Origin of the sequence: Aeromonas lusitana, from assembly GCF_002812985.1 — a bacterium.
Lineage (GTDB): Bacteria > Pseudomonadota > Gammaproteobacteria > Enterobacterales > Aeromonadaceae > Aeromonas > Aeromonas lusitana.
This window is the reverse complement of sequence record NZ_PGCP01000003.1, coordinates 197,836-216,449: the sequence shown is the minus strand read 5'-3', so window position 1 is coordinate 216,449 and position 18,614 is coordinate 197,836. Positions and strand designations below refer to the sequence as shown.

The window sequence follows — 18,614 nt, the reverse complement described above, 5'->3', positions numbered from 1 at the left end:
GCAAAGGTGTCAGATAGAAAAAATGAAGGGCACTCAAGTGCCCTTCAATCAATTGCCTAAGGTTCGGTCTGCCATCAAGCGGTCAGATCCTTGATGGTCTGGGTCGGGCCGTTGGTCTGCACCGACTGGATGCCGTTCTGGGCCGATGCCTTGCTGGCGTACATCTGGCTGGAGCCGATGACCTGGTGATTCTTGGCCTTCAGATTGAAATGATACTGGCCATTGGTCGCCTCTTTCAGATCGTATTGTCCTGCATCCGGGGCATTGGTCTGGACCGAGGCAATGCCATTGAGCGCCGCCGCCTTGGTGGTGTACATCTCGCTGTTCAGGATGACCTGATCGTTGCCCGCCTTGAGCACGAAATAAAATTGGTCATTCTTTGCCAGTTTCAGTTCATAGCTTCCCATCTTCCTCTCCATGTCATTGGCTATCGAGCCTCTTATGCTAGTTCGTTTTGCCTGAAATGATGTGAGATGGGTTCCAAATGCTGTCTTTATTAAGACTTTCCACGCTTCCAGGTCATGCCGACAAGCTTGGGGTAGTCATCTCATGGCGATTCGCCTTGGCTAGCCCACGGTTATGCAGGCGCAGCGGATGGCGCTGCCTGCAAGGGTCGCGAGCGTGCACGCCGTGCCGGCGGCACGACATCTGCCGCTGGCGGGCAGGACGCTATTCTTGCGCCATGCCGAGGAAGGCGCGCATGGCGGGGGTGACGCTGTGCTTGCGGGTGATAAAGGCGATGGTGCCGGCTTCCACATCCGTCAGGGGCTGGCAGGGCACCTTGAACAGCTGGTGAGCGGTGGCGGCGATGCCGGCGCTCACCACGGCGCAGCCCAGGCCATGGCTCACCCCGTTGACCAGATGGAACAGGGAGTCGGTCTCCAGCACCACCCGAAAGCTCAGCTGCTGGCGGGCGGCGGCCTCATCGAAATAGCGGCGAAACTGCATGGTCTTGCTTGGCAGGATAAGGGGCAGGGATTGCAGATCCGCCAGTCGCAGGGAGTCGCCAGCCGTGTCGGTGGCCCCCAGCACGGCCATGGGGTTGGCGTGGCGCAGTTGCACCTCGAGGGAGCGGCGCTGATTGTCGGTGAGCAGATCGTCAAAGCCGAGCCCTATGTCGGTCTGGTGCAGCTCCAGCTGCTCGAGCAAGGTGCCGTGGGTCATCACCGACAGGCGCAGGGTGACGTTGGGAAACGTATCATTGAAGCGCTTGAGCAGGGGCATGATGTCGACACTGGACTGGGGCACTATGCCGATGCGCAGCGCCCCGGACAGCTCACCACCAAACAGGCTCAGCTCCTGGCGCATCGAGTCCTGCTCGAGCAGCATGCGCTCGGCGTGTAGCAATACCACCTCGCCCGCCTGGGTCAGCGCCACGAACTGGCTGTTGCGCACCACCAGTTCGGTACCGAGGGATTTTTCCAGCGCCGTGATGCTGGCAGAGAGGGTTGGCTGGGTGATGAAGCAGGCCTTGGCCGCCTTGGCGAAGTGGCGATGCTGGGCCAGCTCGTAGAAATAGTGCAACTGCTTGAGATTCATTGAGGATGCGACACATGAAGCCTGTGATGGCTGACAAATTTAATCAATCGACTCTCCACTGGCAATAGAATAACTCTATTGGTGGATAGATTTGTTTCATTGGTTTTGGCGTCCTGAGTTATCTAAACTTGAGGCCCGAATACATTTTATAAGCGCCTCGCATGGTTCCTCTCAATTCGTGGTTACCCAGGCTGGATGAGCTGGCGGAAGAAGCGGCCATCTCCATCAATATCAATGGCATCAACCACGCCGTCATGATGGCCACCCCAGATGATCTGGAGGATTTCGCCATCGGTTTCCTGTTTGGCGAGGGCATCATTTGCGGCAATCACGATGTCCATGACATCCAGCTGACCCCGTCAGAGCAGGGGGTCGTGCTCGATGTCACCGTCGCCAATCGCTGCCTCGCCGAACTGGGCCAACGCAAGCGTCGGCTGGCCGGTGCCAGCGGCTGCGGGATCTGCGGGGTCGAGGCCATCGAGCATGCCTTGCCCGCCTTGGTTCCCTTGTCTCCCCAGAAGCCCCCCAGGGCCGATACCCTGCTCAATCTGCGCGAGCGCATCGCCCCCTGGCAGCGCAAAGGGCGCCTGAGCGGGGCACTCCATGCGGCGCTGGCGCTCGGGACCGAGGGGGAGATCCTGGCCTGTCGGGAAGACATAGGCCGTCACAACGCGCTGGACAAGCTCATCGGCATGCAGCTGCGTCAGCCAGATCGCTGCCACACCCTGGCCATCACCAGCCGCTGCGGCAGCGAACTCATTCACAAGGCGGTGCAATTTGGGGCATCCCACCTCATCAGCCTCGCCTCTCCCAGCCAGCTCGCGGTACGGCTGGCCCTGAAGTATCACTTGAACCTCATTCATGTACCCAGGTTCGATGCCCCGGTTTACTATGCCCACACCGGCCCGTCGGATCAGATCGGAGAAAGCCATGTCCAGCCATATTGAGAAACCGGCAAAGGCCGGTGGATTTTCCTCACTGCAATCCACCTTCAAGCAGGTGCTGCGCAGCCAGAAGGCCCGCCAGAACATCAAGAACCTGCTGCGGGTCAACCAGACAGATGGCTTCGACTGCCCGGGCTGCGCCTGGGGGGACAACAAGCAGGGCGCCTTCCAGTTCTGTGAGAACGGCGCCAAGGCGGTGGCCTGGGAGTCCACCGGCAAGACGGTGGGGGCGGATTTCTTCGCCGAGCACTCGGTGCGCCGTCTCGCCACCCAGAGCGACTACTGGCTCGAATATCAGGGCCGCCTGACCGAGCCCATGCGCTACAACCCGACCAGTGATCACTACGAGCCCATCAGCTGGGATGCGGCATTCGGGATCATAGCCGATAAATTGAAGAGTCTGGCGAGCCCCGACGAGGTGGAGTTCTACACCTCGGGCCGCGCCAGCAACGAGGCCTCCTACCTCTATCAGCTGTTCGGTCGACTCTATGGCACCAACAACTTCCCCGACTGCTCCAACATGTGTCACGAGGCGAGCGGGGTGGGTCTGATCCAGTCCGTCGGGATCGGCAAGGGCACAGTGGTGCTGGACGATTTCGACGCGGCCAAGGCGATCTTCGTGTTCGGCCAGAACCCGGGCACCAATCACCCGCGCATGATGAACGCCTTGCGCAAGGCGGCCCGTCAGGGCTGCCAGATAGTCACCTTCAACAACTTGAAAGAGGTGGCGCTGGAGCGCTTCGCCAGCCCCCAGAGCCCGGCTGAGCTGTTGACCCCGGCCGCCACCCGCATCAGCCATCAGTACCTCACCCCCAAGCTCGGCGGCGACATGGCGGCGGTGCGCGGCATGGCCAAGTACATATTGGAGGAGGGTGGGCGACTCGATCTCGCCTTCATCGAGCAGCACACGACTCGCTTTGATCAGTATGTGGCCGAGGTTAAGACAACAGAGTGGTCACAAATCGAGGCCCAGTCAGGGCTGAGTAGAGAGGAGATCACTCAGGCGGCGCAGATCTTTGCCCAGAGCGATAGCGTGATCAGCTGCTGGGCCATGGGGATCACCCAGCACAAACACTCGGTCGATACCATACGTGAGATCGTCAACCTGCACCTGATGTGCGGCCAGCTTGGCAAGCCGGGGGCGGGGCTGTGTCCGGTACGCGGCCACAGCAACGTGCAGGGCAACCGCACCATGGGGATCAACGAAAAACCCAATGCCGCCTTTATCGATCGGCTGGAGCGCCGCTTCCCGGTGGTGCTCAAGCGCACGCCGGGCCACAACGTCTATGAGGCCCTCAAGGCCCTGCACGCAGGCAAGAGCAAGATGATCGTTTGCCTGGGTGGCAACCTGGCCGCCGCCGCGCCGGACACAGATTTCACCTACGAGGCGCTGCGCACCAGCGAGCTCAACGTGCAGATCAGCACCAAGCTCAATCGCAGCCATCTGATGGTATCCAAAGATGCACTGATCCTGCCCTGCCTCGGTCGCACCGAGCTGGATGTGCAGCGCAGCGGCATCCAGAAAATCACGGTGGAAGACACCTTCAGCATGGTGCACGCCTCCACCGGCATGAATGAGCCGGTTTCCCCCCTCTGCCTGTCCGAGATCGACATAGTGGCGCGGATGGCCGAGGTGACCCTGGGTAGCGAGCAGCTGGATTGGCTGGCGCTGAGGGATGATTACGCCAAGCTGCGGGATCTGATAGAGCAGACCATAGCGGGGTTCGATGACTTCAATCGCCGCATCGATCAGCCCAGCGGTTTTCACCTGGACAACAGCGCCGCCCTGCTGCGCTGGAACACCCCGAGCGGGCGCGCCGAGTTTCGGGCGAGCCGCTTGCCGGACTCCATACTGCCGGAGTGTACCCGCCACGCAGAAGAGATGGTGGGGCAACCTGTGCTGCTGCTGCAGAGCCTGCGCTCCCACGATCAGTACAACACCACCATCTACGGCATGGACGATCGCTATCGCGGCATCAAGGGGCGGCGCAACGTGGTGTTTATGAACGAGGAAGACGCCAAGCAACTGGGCCTCGCCGAGGAGCAGCAGGTGGACATGGCGGCCATCTGCAGCGACGGCCGTGAGCGGGTCGTCAGCGGTTTCAACGTGATCTTCTACGAGATCCCGCGGGGCAATATCGCCGCCTACTACCCGGAGACCAACCCCTTGGTCGCCATCGATAGCATAGGGGAGGGATCCTTCACCCCCACCTCCAAGTCGGTGCCCGTGCTGATAACACCCACCAAGGCGCCCGTGACCAGTCTCGCCGTCAATCTGTGATCGCCTCCCCAAAGACCCCTGCTCCTGGCAGGGGTCTTTTCATATCCGATGTTCATTCGAACCAACTGGCCGATGAAGCTGTAGGGCGACTGTATGGCTAACCATCTTTAGGTAGCTGGGGTCCGGGCTTGCCGATATGCTTTCGCACCTTTTCCGGCCCCACTGCTGAGGCCTATCACCCACTCCTGTCACCCGGGTTGAACCCGGCACGGCGGCGACCCACAACGGATCCCACAGATGTTCAATGCACATTCCCCCCGACTGGCCGGTTTTGCCCTCGCGCTGGGGCTGGCTCTGCCCCCCGTCAGTGCCGCGGAAACGATTGTGGCCGGGCCGGATGAAAAGGGAGAGGAGACACATGAGCAGACGAAGAGTGACGAGGCGGGAGCTCCCAAGGCCGAGCGCTCCCCCTGGCTGTTCGTGCCACTCTTGAGCTCCAACCCCAAGCTGGACACGGCGGCGGGGCTGATGGTGGGCTATCTGCACCAGTTCGATGAAAAGTCGCGCCCGTCCCTGTTCACCGTCTCGGCCAAGTACACCACCTCGGAGTCCCTGATCGCCAGCGCCTTCGCCAAGACCTCGTTCGGGGCGGATCACCACCGCATCGTCGGCGGCATCATCTCCGGGGACATCAACAACGACTACGAGGACTACCTCGGCAGCGGTCGTGCCCTCGAGACCAACGACAACTTCCGCTCCGCCTTCTTCCGCTACCTCTACCGGGTGGAGGGGGACTGGTTCGTCGGCGGCATGGCGGCCTACTCCAACTACGAGATGAGCGGGCGGGATGCCCAGTCCGAGCAAGTGCTGGACGAGCTGGGGCTGGAAGGCTTCACCTCGGGGGGCCTCGGGTTGGTGGTACAGCACGACTCCCGGGACAGTGACTTCAGCGCGACCAAGGGCTGGTATCTGAACGTCAACAACCTGGCCTACCGGGAGGAGCTGGGTGGGGAGCAGGACTTCGACATCTACCGGGTGGACTATCGCGGCTACTGGAGCCACGGCGATGGTCACGTGCTTGCCTGGCGCAACCGCAACCAGTTCTCCCACAACGCACCGAGCGGCTCCTATTCTCCGATTTACCTACGCGGCTACACCCCGGGGGAGTACCTGGGACAGCACATGTCCGCGGTCGAGATTGAGGAGCGCTACAAGCTGGCGGAGCGCTGGACCGCCACCGCCTTTGCCGGGGTGGCCTGCCTCTATGGAGACTCGGTGAGCGGGGAGTCCCTCGATTGTGGTGACAGTGAAAACCTCTATCCGGCCTGGGGTTCAGGCGTACAATATCTGCTCAAACCGGAAGAGGGGATAGTCATCAACCTGGAATATGCCATGGGCAAGGATGATAACTCGGGTATCTACCTGAAAATGGGTTACAGCTTCTGATGACGCGGCCCGCGAGGGCCACGGCTCAGATCTCGACCACCACCCGGTTGCGGCCCTGACGTTTGGCCTCATAGAGCGCCTTGTCTGCCTGCTTGAGCACGGCGCCGAGATCGCTGTCCTGCTGGGAGGACCAGTGGGCGACGCCAAGGGAGATGGTGATGCAGCCCGCGCTCCCCATCTCGTGGCTCGCCACTTTCAGCCGCAGCCGCTCGGCGATCCCCTGGGCCTGCACCAGGGTGACATTGGGCAACAGCAGCAAAAACTCTTCACCGCCGCTGCGACACAGGGCGGCATCGGATCTGACCTCCTGCTGCATCAGCTGCGCCAGGGCGACGATCACCTCATCCCCGACATCGTGGCCGAAGCTGTCGTTGATCTTCTTGAAGTGGTCGATGTCGAGGGCGACCACTGAGAGGGGTTTTGGCTCGACCAGATACTCATCCAACAACCTCTGGATGGCGCGCCGGTTGAACAGGCCCGTCATGGGATCCGTGTGACTGTCGTTGTGCAGCTTGTCGATCTTGGTGTTGAGCAGTCCCAGCCCCTTTAGGATGGCCTGCTTCAACTGGGCCGCCTCGAAATACCAGGCGCGAATGCCGGCGATGTTGGAAAACGCCCCTTGCTGATCCATCAGGCTGGCCCGGTTGGCCAGCTGGCGCAGGGGTCGGGAGATGAAAGTAGCGGAGAGCCAGATGATGAAGAGGATGAAGAGGGTGGTGGGGATCATCTGCATCAGCACGCCGGACATATGCTCATCGAGCCCCTCCAGGGTGGCGCTGCGGGGACGCTGGGCCACCACGCCCCAGCCTGTGCTGGCGACGGGGGCGAAACCGGTCAGCATCTCGGTACCGCCTGAGTTGATCACATCGAGAGAACCATCATCCCCCTTGAGCACCTCGTCGACCGCCGGATTGCCCTTGATCTTGTGGCCGACCCGCTTGGTGTCAGGGTGATAGATCAGGGTCTTCTCCCGATCCACCACATAGAGGTAGGAGCCGTCCTGATAGTAGTGCTGGCCCAGCAGGCTGGAGAGGATGCTGGTGGATTGCAGGTAGATGGTGCCGGCGACATAGCCAAGATAGCGCTTGTCGGCGGAGAAGATCGGATAGGAGAGGCTGATGAGGTAGTTGCCGCTCAAGGAGACGAAGGGATCCGTGATCTGCGGCTGCTGACTCTTGATGGCTTCAAGCGCGGTAGGCGAGCTCAGTTTGGCTCCCTTCACCTGCAGCGTCTCGGGGGAGACGGCGACTATGGTGGCCTCGCGATTGACGATGACCACGGAATTGAAGGTGCTGGTCTGCAATCGCAGGCGATTGACCTCCCCATCGAGGGCTTGGGCGTCATCCCCTTGCAGCAGGGGAGCCAACAGGCTTGCGCTGTAGGCCAGCTGACCCTGAGCCGACTGGATCATGCTGTCGGCGGAGGCGGCCAGCTTGGTCGCGTAGACGCGGTTGGATTCCAGGGTATTGGCGATCAGCAGTTGTCGCTGCGCCTGATAGATGGCGTAAAAGCTGTTGCCAAAGGTCGCCAGAACACCGAGTACGGCCAACGCCAGAATGAGGCGATGCAAATCAAACTTCAACAACCAGTGAAGTCCCATGGGGAGAACAGATCCTTGTCAGTCGGCGTCGATGCGCCAGGGGTTTTGGCCGATTCTACTGGGGTTGCGGGTTCAAAAGCTACCTCTAATAGGACGTGTTGGCCTGCCCCAAACCGCTGTCCGGCTTGCTGACATTCTGCACAGAAAGGCTCTGGAGGTTGGCAGGGTGATTGGCATCAGGAAGGGAAGGGGTGAGCGCCACTCCCTGGCACTCCAGCATCGTCAGGCGAGGTACTGGGCCTCGGTGACCTGCTCGGCAAAATCTGCTGTCTTGCCATCCAATTGCTCCTGAATGGCGATATGGGTCATGGCGGTGGTGGGGGCCGCGCCGTGCCAGTGCTTCTCCCCCGGCGCTATCCAGACCACGTCCCCGGGGCGGATCTGGCGGGCGGGCTCACCCCACAGCTGGATCAGGCCACAGCCGGCGGTGACGATCAGGGTCTGCCCCAGGGGGTGGACGTGCCAATGGGTGCGGGCACCGGGTTCGAAGGTGACGCTGACCCCGAGGGCGCGGGCCGGGGCCTGGGCGGAAAACAGGGGATCGACCCGCACCGTGCCGGTGAAATAGTCGCTTGGACCTTGACTGGAGGCTTGTGAGCCACTGGATTGAATAAGCATAGGTACTCCTTCGAGCTGAGTTGGGCCACGCCTGCGGGCAAGCGGCGGCCAGACCGGCCAGGATGGCGGCCGGAAAATGGGTGTTTGCGGGATGGGTGGTGCGGGGGCCGCACCGCCCGAGCTGCGGCTCAGCCCTTGAGGGAGGCCATGTCGATGACGAAGCGGTACTTGACGTCACTCTTTAGCATCCGCTCATAGGCCTCGTTGATCTCCTGGATGGGCAGGGTCTCCACGTCGGCGGTGATCTTGTGCTGGCCGCAGAAATCCAGCATCTCCTGGGTCTCCTTGATGCCGCCGATGAGGGAGCCTGCCACCGACTTGCGCCCCATGATGAGGGGCACAGTGTTCAGCATGGGATTGAGATCGCCGAGGTAACCGACCAGCACCAGGGTGCCATCGATGGCCAGGGTCGGCAGATAGGGGTTGAGATCGTGCACATAGGGCACTGTGTCGATGATGAGATCGAATTTTCCCTTCACCGCCGCCATCTGGGCATCCTGGCTGGAGATGACCACGTGATGGGCGCCGAGCCGGTGGGCATCTTGCTCCTTGCCGGGGGAGCGGGTGAACAAGGTGACCTCGGCCCCGAGCGCACTGGCGAGTTTCAACGCCATGTGACCGAGACCACCCAGGCCAACGACGGCCACCTTGCTGCCAGGCCCCGCCTGCCAGTGGCGCAGGGGCGACCAGGTGGTGATGCCGGCGCACAGCAGGGGCGCCGTGCCCGCCAGATCCAATCCATCGGGAATGTGCAGCACGAACTTGTCCGAGGTGACGATCTGCTCCGAATAGCCGCCATAGGTCGGACTCTTGTCCTGTCGGTCGAGGCCGTTGTAGGTCAGGGTGGGGAACTGCTCGCAGAACTGCTCCAGCCCCTGCTCGCAGGGGGCGCAGTGCTGACAGGAGTCGACCATGCAGCCGACGCCGACCCTGTCACCCGGTTTGAAGCGGGTCACGGCGCTGCCGACCCGGCTCACCCGGCCGATGATCTCGTGACCCGGCACCATGGGGTAGCGGCTGTTGCCCCAGTCATTGCGGGCGTTGTGCAAGTCCGAGTGGCAGACCCCGCAATATTGGATCTCGATCACCACATCATCGGCGCGGGGGGCCCTGCGCTCGAAATGGAAGGGGGCCAATGGCGCCTGAGCCGACTGGGCGGCATAGCCGAGCACTTTTATCGTCATAGATTCCTCGTCTGTCCCTGGGGCCTGTGGCCCACCGTAGGAGCTGCCTGCGCAGCCAGATGTGCCCATGGAGTGTCGATGCCAGACGCGGATCCCTCAAGGCAGGGGTCAAGATAATCTGCCAGGCATCCGGGTGATTCGAACGGGAGTCAGTGTAGCGGGTGGGGATTGCGCCGATTAGACGGCGCAGTGCGCATGGGTCTATGAGAAGGATTCATCAATGCCGTGCAAAGGGGGAATGGTCGGGCGGCGAAGGCCGATCCCCTGGCGGGTGAGGCGGCAATTGGGATAGACGGGGGCCGATGGCCCCGCATTATGCAGAGGGCAGGGCGGCAAGCTCGGGATCCCGCAGCGCTGCCACCGTCTGCCAGAAGGCCTCTATGAGTGGGCTATCACCCTGAGGCGGGCGGGTGAGGCCTATGATCCAGCTCGCCTCGGGTTCGGTGAGGGGCAGGGAGATCACATCCGGGTGCTCTATGGTGGTGGAGGAGGGCACCAGGGTCCAGGCGATGCCCGCCGCCGCGGTGGCGACGCCGGCGGCAAAGTCGTTCACATACTGGATATCGCGAAAGCGCAGCCCGCTCTGGGCCAGGTAGTGGACGAACTGATCGTGAAAGGAGGGGGCCTTGTCCCGCCGCAGGATGGCGAGCGGCCTCTCCACCAGATCCTTGAGACCGCTGACCCCGGCGTAACTCGCGGGCAGCACGGCGATGAAATGAGCGCGCACCACAGGCAGGAAGTGCCAGCCCTTGGGGGCGGGCAGGCGGCAAAACCCCAGATCCAGCTTGCCCTCGGCCAGCGCCAGCAACTGATGGTGGGTGGAGAGATCGTTGAGCTCGATATTCACCTTGGGGCGCTCGGCGCGAAAACGGGCGATGGCGGCAGGTACCAGCAGCTTGGTGGCGACCCCGAAGCCGATGCGCAAGGTACCGCCGTTGCCGGCCAGCACATCGCGGGCGGTGCGCTCGAGTTGCTCGCTCTGGGCCACCAGGGCGCAGGCGTCCCCATAGAGGGCGCGGCCCAGCCCGGTGAGCCGGGTGCTGCTGGCGTTGCGCTCGAACAGCTCGCCCCCCCACTGCGCCTCCAGCCGTCGGATCTGTTTGCTCAGGGCAGACTGGGTGATGTGCTGGCGCGCTGCCGCCTGGCCAAAGTGCAGCACCTCCCCCAGGGTGACGAAGGCCTTCAAGTCTCTGAGCTCCATACTTCCTCCTTGCGTTTATCATTCCTGTTTGGAATGTTGAATGGCCAAAATTGTCATTGGACGGAATTTTAGATCTGTTCGATGCTTGTGCCAATTCATTCAGGATGCCGGGGTCAGTTCGGCATCCGCCCATTCGAGGTGGCAGGGCCACGTTCAGCTGAAGGAGACACACCAGATGCATCATCACAAGTTCAACGACTTCCCCACCGATTTCCTGTGGGGCGCCGCCTCCGCCGCCTACCAGGTGGAAGGGGCCTGGGATGCCGATGGCAAGGGTCCCTCGGTATGGGACATCTTCACCAAGCTGCCGGGCAAGACCTTTGAGGGCAGCAACGGCGACGTGGCGGTGGATCACTACCATCGCGTCGAAGAAGACGTGGCGCTGATGGCCGAGATGGGGCTCAAGGCCTATCGCTTCTCGGTGAGCTGGCCGCGCATCTTCCCGAATGGTCGCGGCGAGGTGAACGAGGCGGGCCTTGCCTTCTACGACAGGCTCATCGACAGCCTGATTGCCCACGGCATCGAACCCGTGCTGACCCTGTATCACTGGGACCTGCCCCAGGCGCTGCAAGACGAATACGGCGGCTGGGAAGACAGACGCATCATCGACGACTTCGAGCACTACTGTGTGACCCTGTATCAGCGCTTTGCTGGCAAAGTAAAATACTGGGTATCGCTCAATGAGCAGAATTATAACCTGACCAATGCCTATCAGCTGGGGACTCATCCGCCCGCAGTGCAGGATCGTAAACGCTTCTTCGCCGCCAACCACATCGCCTTCCTAGCCAACGCCCGGGTCATCAAGGCGTTCCGCCAGCACGTGCCGGGTGGCCTCATCGGCCCGAGCTTCGCCTATTCCCCTGCCTACCCGGCCTCCTGCGCGCCGAGCGACATGCTGGCGTTCGAGAATGCGGAAGAGTTCACCAACCTCTGGTGGCTGGATGCCTACTGCTTCGGCCGTTATCCCCAGGCGGCGCTCGCCTACCTGAGGGAGACCGGCGAGGCCCCCGAGATCCTGCCGGGGGATCTGGAGCTGCTGCGTGAAGGGACGCCGGACTACATAGGGGTGAACTACTACTACACCCTGACCTTCACCGACAACCCGCTGGGTGGCCAGACCATGCAGCGCATCAACACCACGGGCCAGAAGGGCACCACGCCGTCCAGCGGCGTACCGGGGCTCTACAAGACCACCCCGAACCCGCATCTGGAGACCAGCAACTGGGACTGGGCCATCGATCCCACCGGGATGCGCATCGCCCTGCGCCGCCTCTCATCCCGCTACGGCCTGCCGCTGATGATCACCGAGAACGGCCTCGGCGAGTTCGACAAGCTGACGGCAGACGGTCAGGTGCACGATGACTACCGCATCGCCTACCTGCACAGCCACCTGAAAGCCTGCCAGGAAGCGATGCAGGACGGGGTCGAACTGCTCGGCTACTGCGCCTGGTCCTTCACCGACATCCTGAGCTGGCTCAACGGCTACCAGAAGCGCTACGGCTTCGTCTATGTGGACAGGGACGAGCAGGGTGGGACGCTGCGCCGCATCAAGAAGGACAGCTTCCACTGGTATCAGTCGGTGATCGCCAGCGGCGGCAAGACGCTGTAACGCCCCAATCCTGGGACGCAAGGAGAGCGTTTCATATAAAAAGGCCCCTGCTGGGGCCTTTTTCGTCACGGGTGGATAGCACTCTGGCAGGTTTGCTCGCTAGATAAACATGCCGCCGGAGGCCTCGATGCGCTGGGCGTTGATCCAGCGGCTGTCCGGGGAGAGCAGGGCGGCGATGACGCCGCCGATGTCATCGGGTTGGCCGACCCGGCCAAGGGCCGTCTGGCTCGCCACGAAGTCGTTGAGCGCCGGATTGTCACGCACGGCGCCGCCGCCAAAGTCGGTCTCGATGGCGCCGGGGGCCACCACGTTGACCGCTATGCCCCGTGGGCCCAGCTCTTTCGCCAGATAGTGGCTCAGTACCTCGATGCCTCCCTTCATGGCCGCGTAGGCGGCATACCCCGGCAGGGCGAAGCGGGTGAGGCCGGTGGAGAGATTGAGGATGCGGCCACCGTCCTTGATGAGGGGCAACAGCTTCTGGGTCAGGAAGAAGGTGCCCTTGAGGTGGATGTTGAGCAGGGTGTCGAACTGCTGCTCCGTAGTCTGCTCGAAGCTGGCGTGGATGCCGATGCCGGCATTGTTGACCAGGAAATCGAACTGGCTGCGTTGCCACTCCCGGGAGAGCAGCAGGCTGACTTCATCGGCGAAGGCCGCGAAGCTGGCACTGTCTCCCACATCCAGCGCGAGCGCCTGGGCCTGGACCCCGAGGGCCCGGGCCTTGGCCACCACGTCGGCCGCTTCACCGGCCTGACTGCGGTAGGTGATGATGAGATCGACCCCCTTGGCCGCGAGGGCGAGGGCACCGTGTTTGCCAAGGCCGCGGCTGGCCCCTGTGATGAGGGCGATAGGTCTGGTCATGGTATGACTCCTGTCTGGGCGATGAAGGGCTCAGGATGAGCCGACGGGATCACTGTATTAGGGCTTTAATGTGGGATAAAGAGGGTGATAATGAATGCACTGTTCCGTTTGAAAGGACAATCACGACATGGATCAACTGAATGAGATGCGACTCTTCATGCGGGTCGCCGAGCTCGAGAGCTTCAGCCGCTGCGCCGAGCAGCTCGGGATCCCCAAGGCGACCCTCTCTGCCGCCATCCGCCGGCTGGAGGAGCGGATGGGCACCCGGTTGCTGCAGCGCACCACGAGACGGGTGCAGCTCACCACGGACGGCCAGCTCTGTTACGGCCGCTGCCGGGATCTGCTGGCGGACATGGAGGAGTTTGGTGGCCTGTTTCGCCAGGAGGGGAAGATCTCGGGCCAGTTACGGGTAGACATGCCAAGCCGGATGGCCCGCCACCTGGTGATCCCGGCGCTGCCCGCCCTGCTGGCCACCCATCCCGACTTGCAACTGATGCTGAGCAGCACGGATCGGCGGGTGGATCTGGTGCGCGAGGGCTTTGACTGCGTGGTGCGAGTGGGGGCGCTGGAGTCTTCCAGCCTGGTGGCGCGCCCCCTGGGTCAGTATCGCCAGATCAACTGTGCCAGCGCCGGCTACCTGGCCGCTCACGGGGTGCCCCAGCGTCTGGCCGACTTGTCAGGGCACTGCCTGGTTCATTACGGCTCGGGCTTGGGGCGCGGCGAGCCCGGTTTTGAATACCTGAGGGAGGATGGCAGCCCCGCCATCATGCCCATGAGGGTGGCCCTGACGGTGAACGACAGCGAGTCCTATCTCGCGGCGGCGCGGGCTGGGCTTGGCATCATACAGATGCCGCGGGTCGGGGTGGAGCCGCTGCTGGCGAGCGGCGAGCTGGTGAGCATTCTGCCCCAATGGCAGGCGCCGCCCCTGCCCATCCATGCGCTCTATGCCCACCGCCGCCAACTGGCCCCCAGGGTGCAGCTCTTCATCCACTGGCTGGCCGAGTTGCTCGAGGGGGCGCTGGCCTGGGAGTCAGATACGGCAGCGCCTTGAGCGATACTGGCTCGGGGATTGGGCGAACGCCTCCTTGAAAAAACGAGTGAAGCTGCTCTGACTGGCGAAACCGAGTCGCCCCCCCACCTCCTGCAGTTGCAGACCCGGGTCTTGCAACAGGCGGCAGGCCTCTTCCCGCCTCACCTGCTCTAAGAGGGCCGAGAAGTGGCAACCCTCCTCGCGCAGGTGGCGGTTGAGGGTCCAACGGGTCAGCCTGAGGGCGTCGCAGACGCAGGCCAGCAGGGTGCGGGGATCTGCGCCTTCCTGCCACAGCTGGCGGCGGATAAGCCCTATCACCCTGTCTTTGTAGTGAAGGCTGGGCCGCAGCAGGTTCATCTGGCTGTCGAGCGTCTCCAACAGCAGAGGCTGCAAGGGGCCGTTGTAGCCTGCATAGGGTAGATCGAGCAGGGCGGCGGGGAAGCGCAGCTGATAACCATCCCCGAGCTGCAGTCGTCCCCCGAGCCAGGCCGCGAGCTCGCGCCACAATTTGGGGCGCACCGGAGTGGGCAGCACCAGCTGGCCCTGTCCTGGGTGATAAAACTGGAGCAGGGCATAGAGGTGACAGAGGTTGGCCAGGCTGCTCATGGCGATCACATCCGGGTGATCGGAATCTGAGTAGTAGCTGAGGCGGGCCAGCTCCCCGGCCTCTTGCAGCGCGAGTCTGTCGCACTCACCGATAAGGGGGCGAAAGGAGAGGAAAAAGTGCAGTGCCTGGCGCAGGGTGGCGGCGTTGCAACACAGGCTCGCCAGGGGCAGATAGTCCGCAAACAGCCCAGTCAGGGATGGGGGCGCCCAGTTGTGGGCCAGATCCGCATGGGGTGCGACCTGGGCCAGCAGCCGGAAGTGGCGCGACGCATCTATCCTGCCCTGGGGCAGTTGCAGCTCCTCCTTGGCGATGCCGGCGCCCTGCAGCAGCAGGTTCGGATCCCGTCCCTGTCTCTGCCAGTGGTGCATGCAGTGCAGGGCGATCCGGTTTGAGACAGTTTTCACGACGAAATCCTTGTCGACGATGGCCCTCCATCATCGGCCAGCCGCTGAAAATTACCGTGAGCCAGGTTGCTCTTAATGTTTCAGGTTTGTAACCAAGGGTAACCCTGCAAGCCTTTTCACAGTTTTGAACACTGCTCCCAATCGACAAATTCCTGCTCCCGGCAGGCAAGTGGCAGGGGCGCGTTTTGCATACAGTGGCCGGACCTACACACACAAGGAAGGCCACAATAATGAAATACCACCCTCTCGCTCTGACCCCTCTTGCCTTGACCGTGAGCGCCCTGCTGCTGGCCGGCTGCAACGGCAACGACTCCACCCCCAAACCGGCTCAACCCAGCCTGGGCCACCGCACCGTCAGCCTGCTCGAGCAAGATGGCCTGCAGTTCAAGGATCTGGATGGCAGCGGCACTCTCACCCCCTATGAAGACTGGCGCCTCGGCGCCGCCGAGCGGGCCCGGGATCTGGTGGGGCGGCTCAGCCTGGCCCAGAAGGCGGGCCTGATGATGCACGGCACCCTGGTGCTGGACGGGGAGGGGCGAGTCGATCAGAGCGCCATGGACAAGATGCTGAAGACCGACGGGGTCAACACCTTCATCACCCGCATGGCTGGGGATCCGGCGGCGATTGCCGAGGACAACAATAGTCTGCAGGCCCTGCTGGAAGGGGTGGGGCTCGGCATCCCCATGACCGTCAGCACGGATCCCCGCAACCACTTCACCCATGACCCCAAGGCCACCAGTGTCGGCGCCGGTGCCTTCTCCCAGTGGCCGGAAACCCTGGGGCTGGCCGCCATCGGCGACGCAGCCCTGGTGCAGCGCTTCGGCGACATCGCCCGCCAGGAGTACCGCGCCGTTGGCATTCACGAGGCGCTCTCGCCCCAGGCGGATCTCGCCACCGAGCCGCGCTGGGGGCGCATCAACGGCACCTTCGGCGAGAACAACCTGCTGGCCAAATCCCTGGTCAAGGCCTATATCGAAGGCTTCCAGCAGGGGGACAAGGGCATAGGCAAGGAGAGCGTGGTCACGGTCGTCAAGCACTTCGCCGGGGCCGGTCCCCAGAAGGACGGGCTGGATGCCCACAACCCCTGGGGCAAGGAGCAGGTCTATCCCGGTGGTCAGTTCGCCTATCACCTGGTGCCGTTTGAGGGAGCCTTCGAGGCCAAGGTGGGGGCCGTCATGCCTTACTACGCTCTACCAGAAGGCTTGACCTATGAGGGCCAGCCCATCGAGGAGGTGGGCTTTGGTTTCAACCGCCAGATCATCACGGATCTGCTGCGGGGCCACTTCGGTTTCAGCGGCGTGGTGCTGAGCGACTGGGGCATCATCAACGACTGCGACACCCGCTGCGAGGAGGGGCTGAGCCAGGCCCAGGTGGATGCCGGCGTCAGCCCCTGGAGCGTGCCCTTTGGCATGTCCTGGGGGGTGGAGAAGCTGACCAAGGCCCAGCGCTATGCCAAGTCCATCGCCGCCGGGGTGGATCAGTTTGGTGGGGTGGAGGATCCGGCGCCCCTGTTGGCCGCCGTGCAGGCGGGACTGGTGACGGAAGCGGCGGTGACCTCGTCGGCGACGCGGATCCTTGAGCAGAAGTTCGAACTGGGGCTGTTTGAAAACCCCTATGTGGACGCTCAGGCGGCGGTCGCCCTGGTAGGCAAGGCCGAGTTCCAGCAGGAAGCCCAAGCGGCCCAGGCAGCGGCGCACGTCCTGCTCAAGAATGATGGCGCCCTGCTGCCCCTCAAGACCGAGGGCAAGCGGGTTTACTTGCTCAACGTCAATGCCGAGGTGGCAACTGCCAACGGCTATACGGTCGTGACGGATCTGGCACAGGCGGATCTTGCCATCGCCCGGGTCAATGCGCCGGGTGAGCAGGATCCCCGCTTCCCGTTTGGCAGCATCCACTTCGGTCAGCTCGGCTTTGCCAGCAAGGATCAGGTGGTGCAGGAGACGGCCCACGAGGGGGTCTACCACGGCGCGGATGACTTGGCAGCGATCCAGACCATAGAGCAGGCCGGGGTGCCCCTGGTGCTCTCCGTCTATCTGGACAGACCCGCCATCCTGACCGAGGTGGCACCGGCCGCCCAGGTGCTGCTGGCCAACTTCGGTGCCCTGGATCAGACCCTGTTCGATGTGATCAGCGGCAAGGCCAAGGCCCGCGGCAAGCTGCCCTTCGAGCTGCCTTCCAACTGGCAGGCGGTGCTGAACCAGGCTTCGGACGTGGCGAGCGACTCGATCAACCCCCTCTATGCCTATGGCGCAGGGCTGGCCTATTGAGTGGCGAGCAAGAGAACGTGATGAACAAGGCGCCTGCGGGCGCCTTTTCTATGGCGGCCATCTAAGATACCGGTTTGGCGCAAGGGGCCAGCTTGGGCATAATGGCGCCCCACAGTGGCAACACCAAGCGGCCTGTCCGTTCATTGCGAACGGGTAGGCGAGCTATGTTGGCCGCCAACAGTGCAGAGGAGATCCTATGAAATTTATCGGTGCCCACGTCAGTGCGGCCGGCGGGGTGGAGAACACTATCGCCCGCGCCCAGGCCATCGGGGCCAACGCCTTCGCCCTGTTCACCAAGAACCAGCGCCAGTGGCAGGCGGCTCCCTTGTCAGAGGCCAGCATTCGCGCCTTCAAGCTGGCCTGCGACAAGGCGGGCTTTCGCCCCGAGCAGATCCTGCCCCACGACAGCTACCTCATCAACCTGGGTCACCCGGATCCGGATGGCCTGGCCAAGTCCCGGGATGCGTTTTTGGACGAGATCAAACGCTGCGAGCAGCTCGGGCTCTGCTACCTGAACTTTCACCCCGGCAGCCACTTGAAGCAGATCCCGGAGGCCGCCAGCCTGAAGCTCGTGAGCGAGTCCATCAACTGGGCGCTGGAGCGCAGTGAAGGGGTGAGCGCCGTGATTGAGAACACCGCCGGCCAGGGCTCCAACCTCGGCTGGTCGTTCGAGCACCTGGCCGCCATCATAGACGGGGTGGAGGACAAGAGCCGGGTCGGGGTCTGTTTCGACACCTGCCACGCCTTCGCCGCCGGCTACGATCTGCGCACCCCCGAGAGCTGCGCCCAGGTATTTGCAGATTTCGATCGGATAGTGGGATTCCCCTATCTGAAAGGGATGCATATCAACGGCGCCAAGTGCACCTTCGGCAGCCGGGTGGATCGCCACCACAGCCTGCAGCAGGGCAACCTGGGTGAGGCCGTGTTCCACCACATCATGAACGACACCCGCTTCGACGGCATTCCCCTTATCCTCGAGACCATAGACGAGTCCATCTGGGGGGATGAAATTCGCTGGCTGCGCAGCCTAGCCAAGGCGTAACAAACTAGCCAAGGCGTAACGAGCGCGGTTTAGGTTATTCAACA

The 18,614-nt window shown here is 62.8% G+C and carries 15 protein-coding genes; 7 read left to right on the top strand and 8 right to left on the bottom strand.

All coding sequences use genetic code 11. The annotated features are described in order from the left end of the window. Positions 1 to 74 precede the first annotated feature (74 nt). Together CUC44_RS02545 and CUC44_RS02540 are read right to left on the bottom strand one after the other, a co-directional pair. The gene (locus CUC44_RS02545) at positions 75 to 407 is read right to left on the bottom strand and encodes a YegP family protein (protein ID WP_100858430.1); all 333 of its coding nucleotides are present in this window, start codon (positions 405 to 407) and stop codon (positions 75 to 77) included. 262 nt (positions 408 to 669) lie between these two features. Then, positions 670 to 1,539, bottom strand: a complete 870-nt coding sequence (locus tag CUC44_RS02540) for a LysR family transcriptional regulator (RefSeq protein ID WP_100858429.1) — start codon at positions 1,537 to 1,539, stop codon at positions 670 to 672. 161 nt (positions 1,540 to 1,700) lie between these two features. Here CUC44_RS02540 and CUC44_RS02535 point away from each other — a divergent pair, with 161 nt between their 5' ends. The 3 genes from CUC44_RS02535 (at position 1,701) to CUC44_RS02525 (ending at position 6,150) form a co-directional block, all read left to right on the top strand. After that, entirely contained in the window at positions 1,701 to 2,486 is a 786-nt protein-coding gene (locus tag CUC44_RS02535) for a formate dehydrogenase accessory sulfurtransferase FdhD (RefSeq protein ID WP_100858428.1), read from the top strand. Next, positions 2,470 to 4,764, top strand: a complete 2,295-nt coding sequence (locus CUC44_RS02530) for an FdhF/YdeP family oxidoreductase (protein ID WP_100858427.1) — start codon at positions 2,470 to 2,472, stop codon at positions 4,762 to 4,764. Before CUC44_RS02535 ends, CUC44_RS02530 begins: the two co-directional genes overlap by 17 nt. Before the next feature lie 237 nt (positions 4,765 to 5,001). Continuing rightward, a complete protein-coding gene (locus tag CUC44_RS02525) occupies positions 5,002 to 6,150 on the top strand; it encodes a BamA/TamA family outer membrane protein (protein ID WP_244166701.1) in 1,149 nt (382 codons plus the stop codon). A 25-nt stretch (positions 6,151 to 6,175) separates the two neighbouring features. Here the strand turns inward: CUC44_RS02525 and CUC44_RS02520 are convergent, their stop codons facing one another. From CUC44_RS02520 to CUC44_RS02505, 4 genes are all read right to left on the bottom strand, one after another. Next, the gene (locus tag CUC44_RS02520; protein ID WP_100858426.1) at positions 6,176 to 7,750 is read right to left on the bottom strand and encodes a sensor domain-containing diguanylate cyclase; all 1,575 of its coding nucleotides are present in this window, start codon (positions 7,748 to 7,750) and stop codon (positions 6,176 to 6,178) included. 222 nt (positions 7,751 to 7,972) lie between these two features. Continuing rightward, the gene (locus CUC44_RS02515) at positions 7,973 to 8,368 is read right to left on the bottom strand and encodes a (R)-mandelonitrile lyase (protein WP_100858425.1); all 396 of its coding nucleotides are present in this window, start codon (positions 8,366 to 8,368) and stop codon (positions 7,973 to 7,975) included. A gap of 128 nt (positions 8,369 to 8,496) precedes the next feature. Next, entirely contained in the window at positions 8,497 to 9,552 is a 1,056-nt protein-coding gene (locus CUC44_RS02510; protein ID WP_100858424.1) for an NAD(P)-dependent alcohol dehydrogenase, read from the bottom strand. A gap of 313 nt (positions 9,553 to 9,865) precedes the next feature. Then, entirely contained in the window at positions 9,866 to 10,753 is an 888-nt protein-coding gene (locus CUC44_RS02505; protein ID WP_100858423.1) for a LysR family transcriptional regulator, read from the bottom strand. 175 nt (positions 10,754 to 10,928) lie between these two features. On the opposite strand from CUC44_RS02505, the gene CUC44_RS02500 reads away from it, so the two are divergent. Next, positions 10,929 to 12,362, top strand: a complete 1,434-nt coding sequence (locus tag CUC44_RS02500; RefSeq protein WP_100858422.1) for a glycoside hydrolase family 1 protein — start codon at positions 10,929 to 10,931, stop codon at positions 12,360 to 12,362. A 99-nt stretch (positions 12,363 to 12,461) separates the two neighbouring features. Here the strand turns inward: CUC44_RS02500 and CUC44_RS02495 are convergent, their stop codons facing one another. Next, positions 12,462 to 13,220, bottom strand: a complete 759-nt coding sequence (locus tag CUC44_RS02495) for an SDR family NAD(P)-dependent oxidoreductase (RefSeq protein ID WP_100858421.1) — start codon at positions 13,218 to 13,220, stop codon at positions 12,462 to 12,464. Positions 13,221 to 13,347: 127 nt separating this feature from the next. On the opposite strand from CUC44_RS02495, the gene CUC44_RS02490 reads away from it, so the two are divergent. Then, positions 13,348 to 14,271 (top strand): LysR family transcriptional regulator, encoded by a 924-nt coding sequence (locus CUC44_RS02490; protein WP_100858420.1) that lies wholly within the window; start codon positions 13,348 to 13,350, stop codon positions 14,269 to 14,271. Here CUC44_RS02490 and CUC44_RS02485 read toward each other — a convergent pair. Next, positions 14,251 to 15,261, bottom strand: coding sequence for a helix-turn-helix transcriptional regulator (locus tag CUC44_RS02485; RefSeq protein WP_100858419.1), 1,011 nt, complete (start codon positions 15,259 to 15,261; stop codon positions 14,251 to 14,253). The two genes, CUC44_RS02490 and CUC44_RS02485, sit on opposite strands and share 21 nt — an antisense overlap. Positions 15,262 to 15,491: 230 nt before the next feature. Between CUC44_RS02485 and CUC44_RS02480 the strand changes: the two genes are divergently transcribed. After that, positions 15,492 to 17,528, top strand: a complete 2,037-nt coding sequence (locus CUC44_RS02480) for a glycoside hydrolase family 3 protein (RefSeq protein WP_100858418.1) — start codon at positions 15,492 to 15,494, stop codon at positions 17,526 to 17,528. A gap of 196 nt (positions 17,529 to 17,724) precedes the next feature. Beyond that, positions 17,725 to 18,570 (top strand): deoxyribonuclease IV, encoded by an 846-nt coding sequence (nfo, locus tag CUC44_RS02475; protein ID WP_100858417.1) that lies wholly within the window; start codon positions 17,725 to 17,727, stop codon positions 18,568 to 18,570. The last annotated feature ends 44 nt before the right edge of the window (positions 18,571 to 18,614 follow it).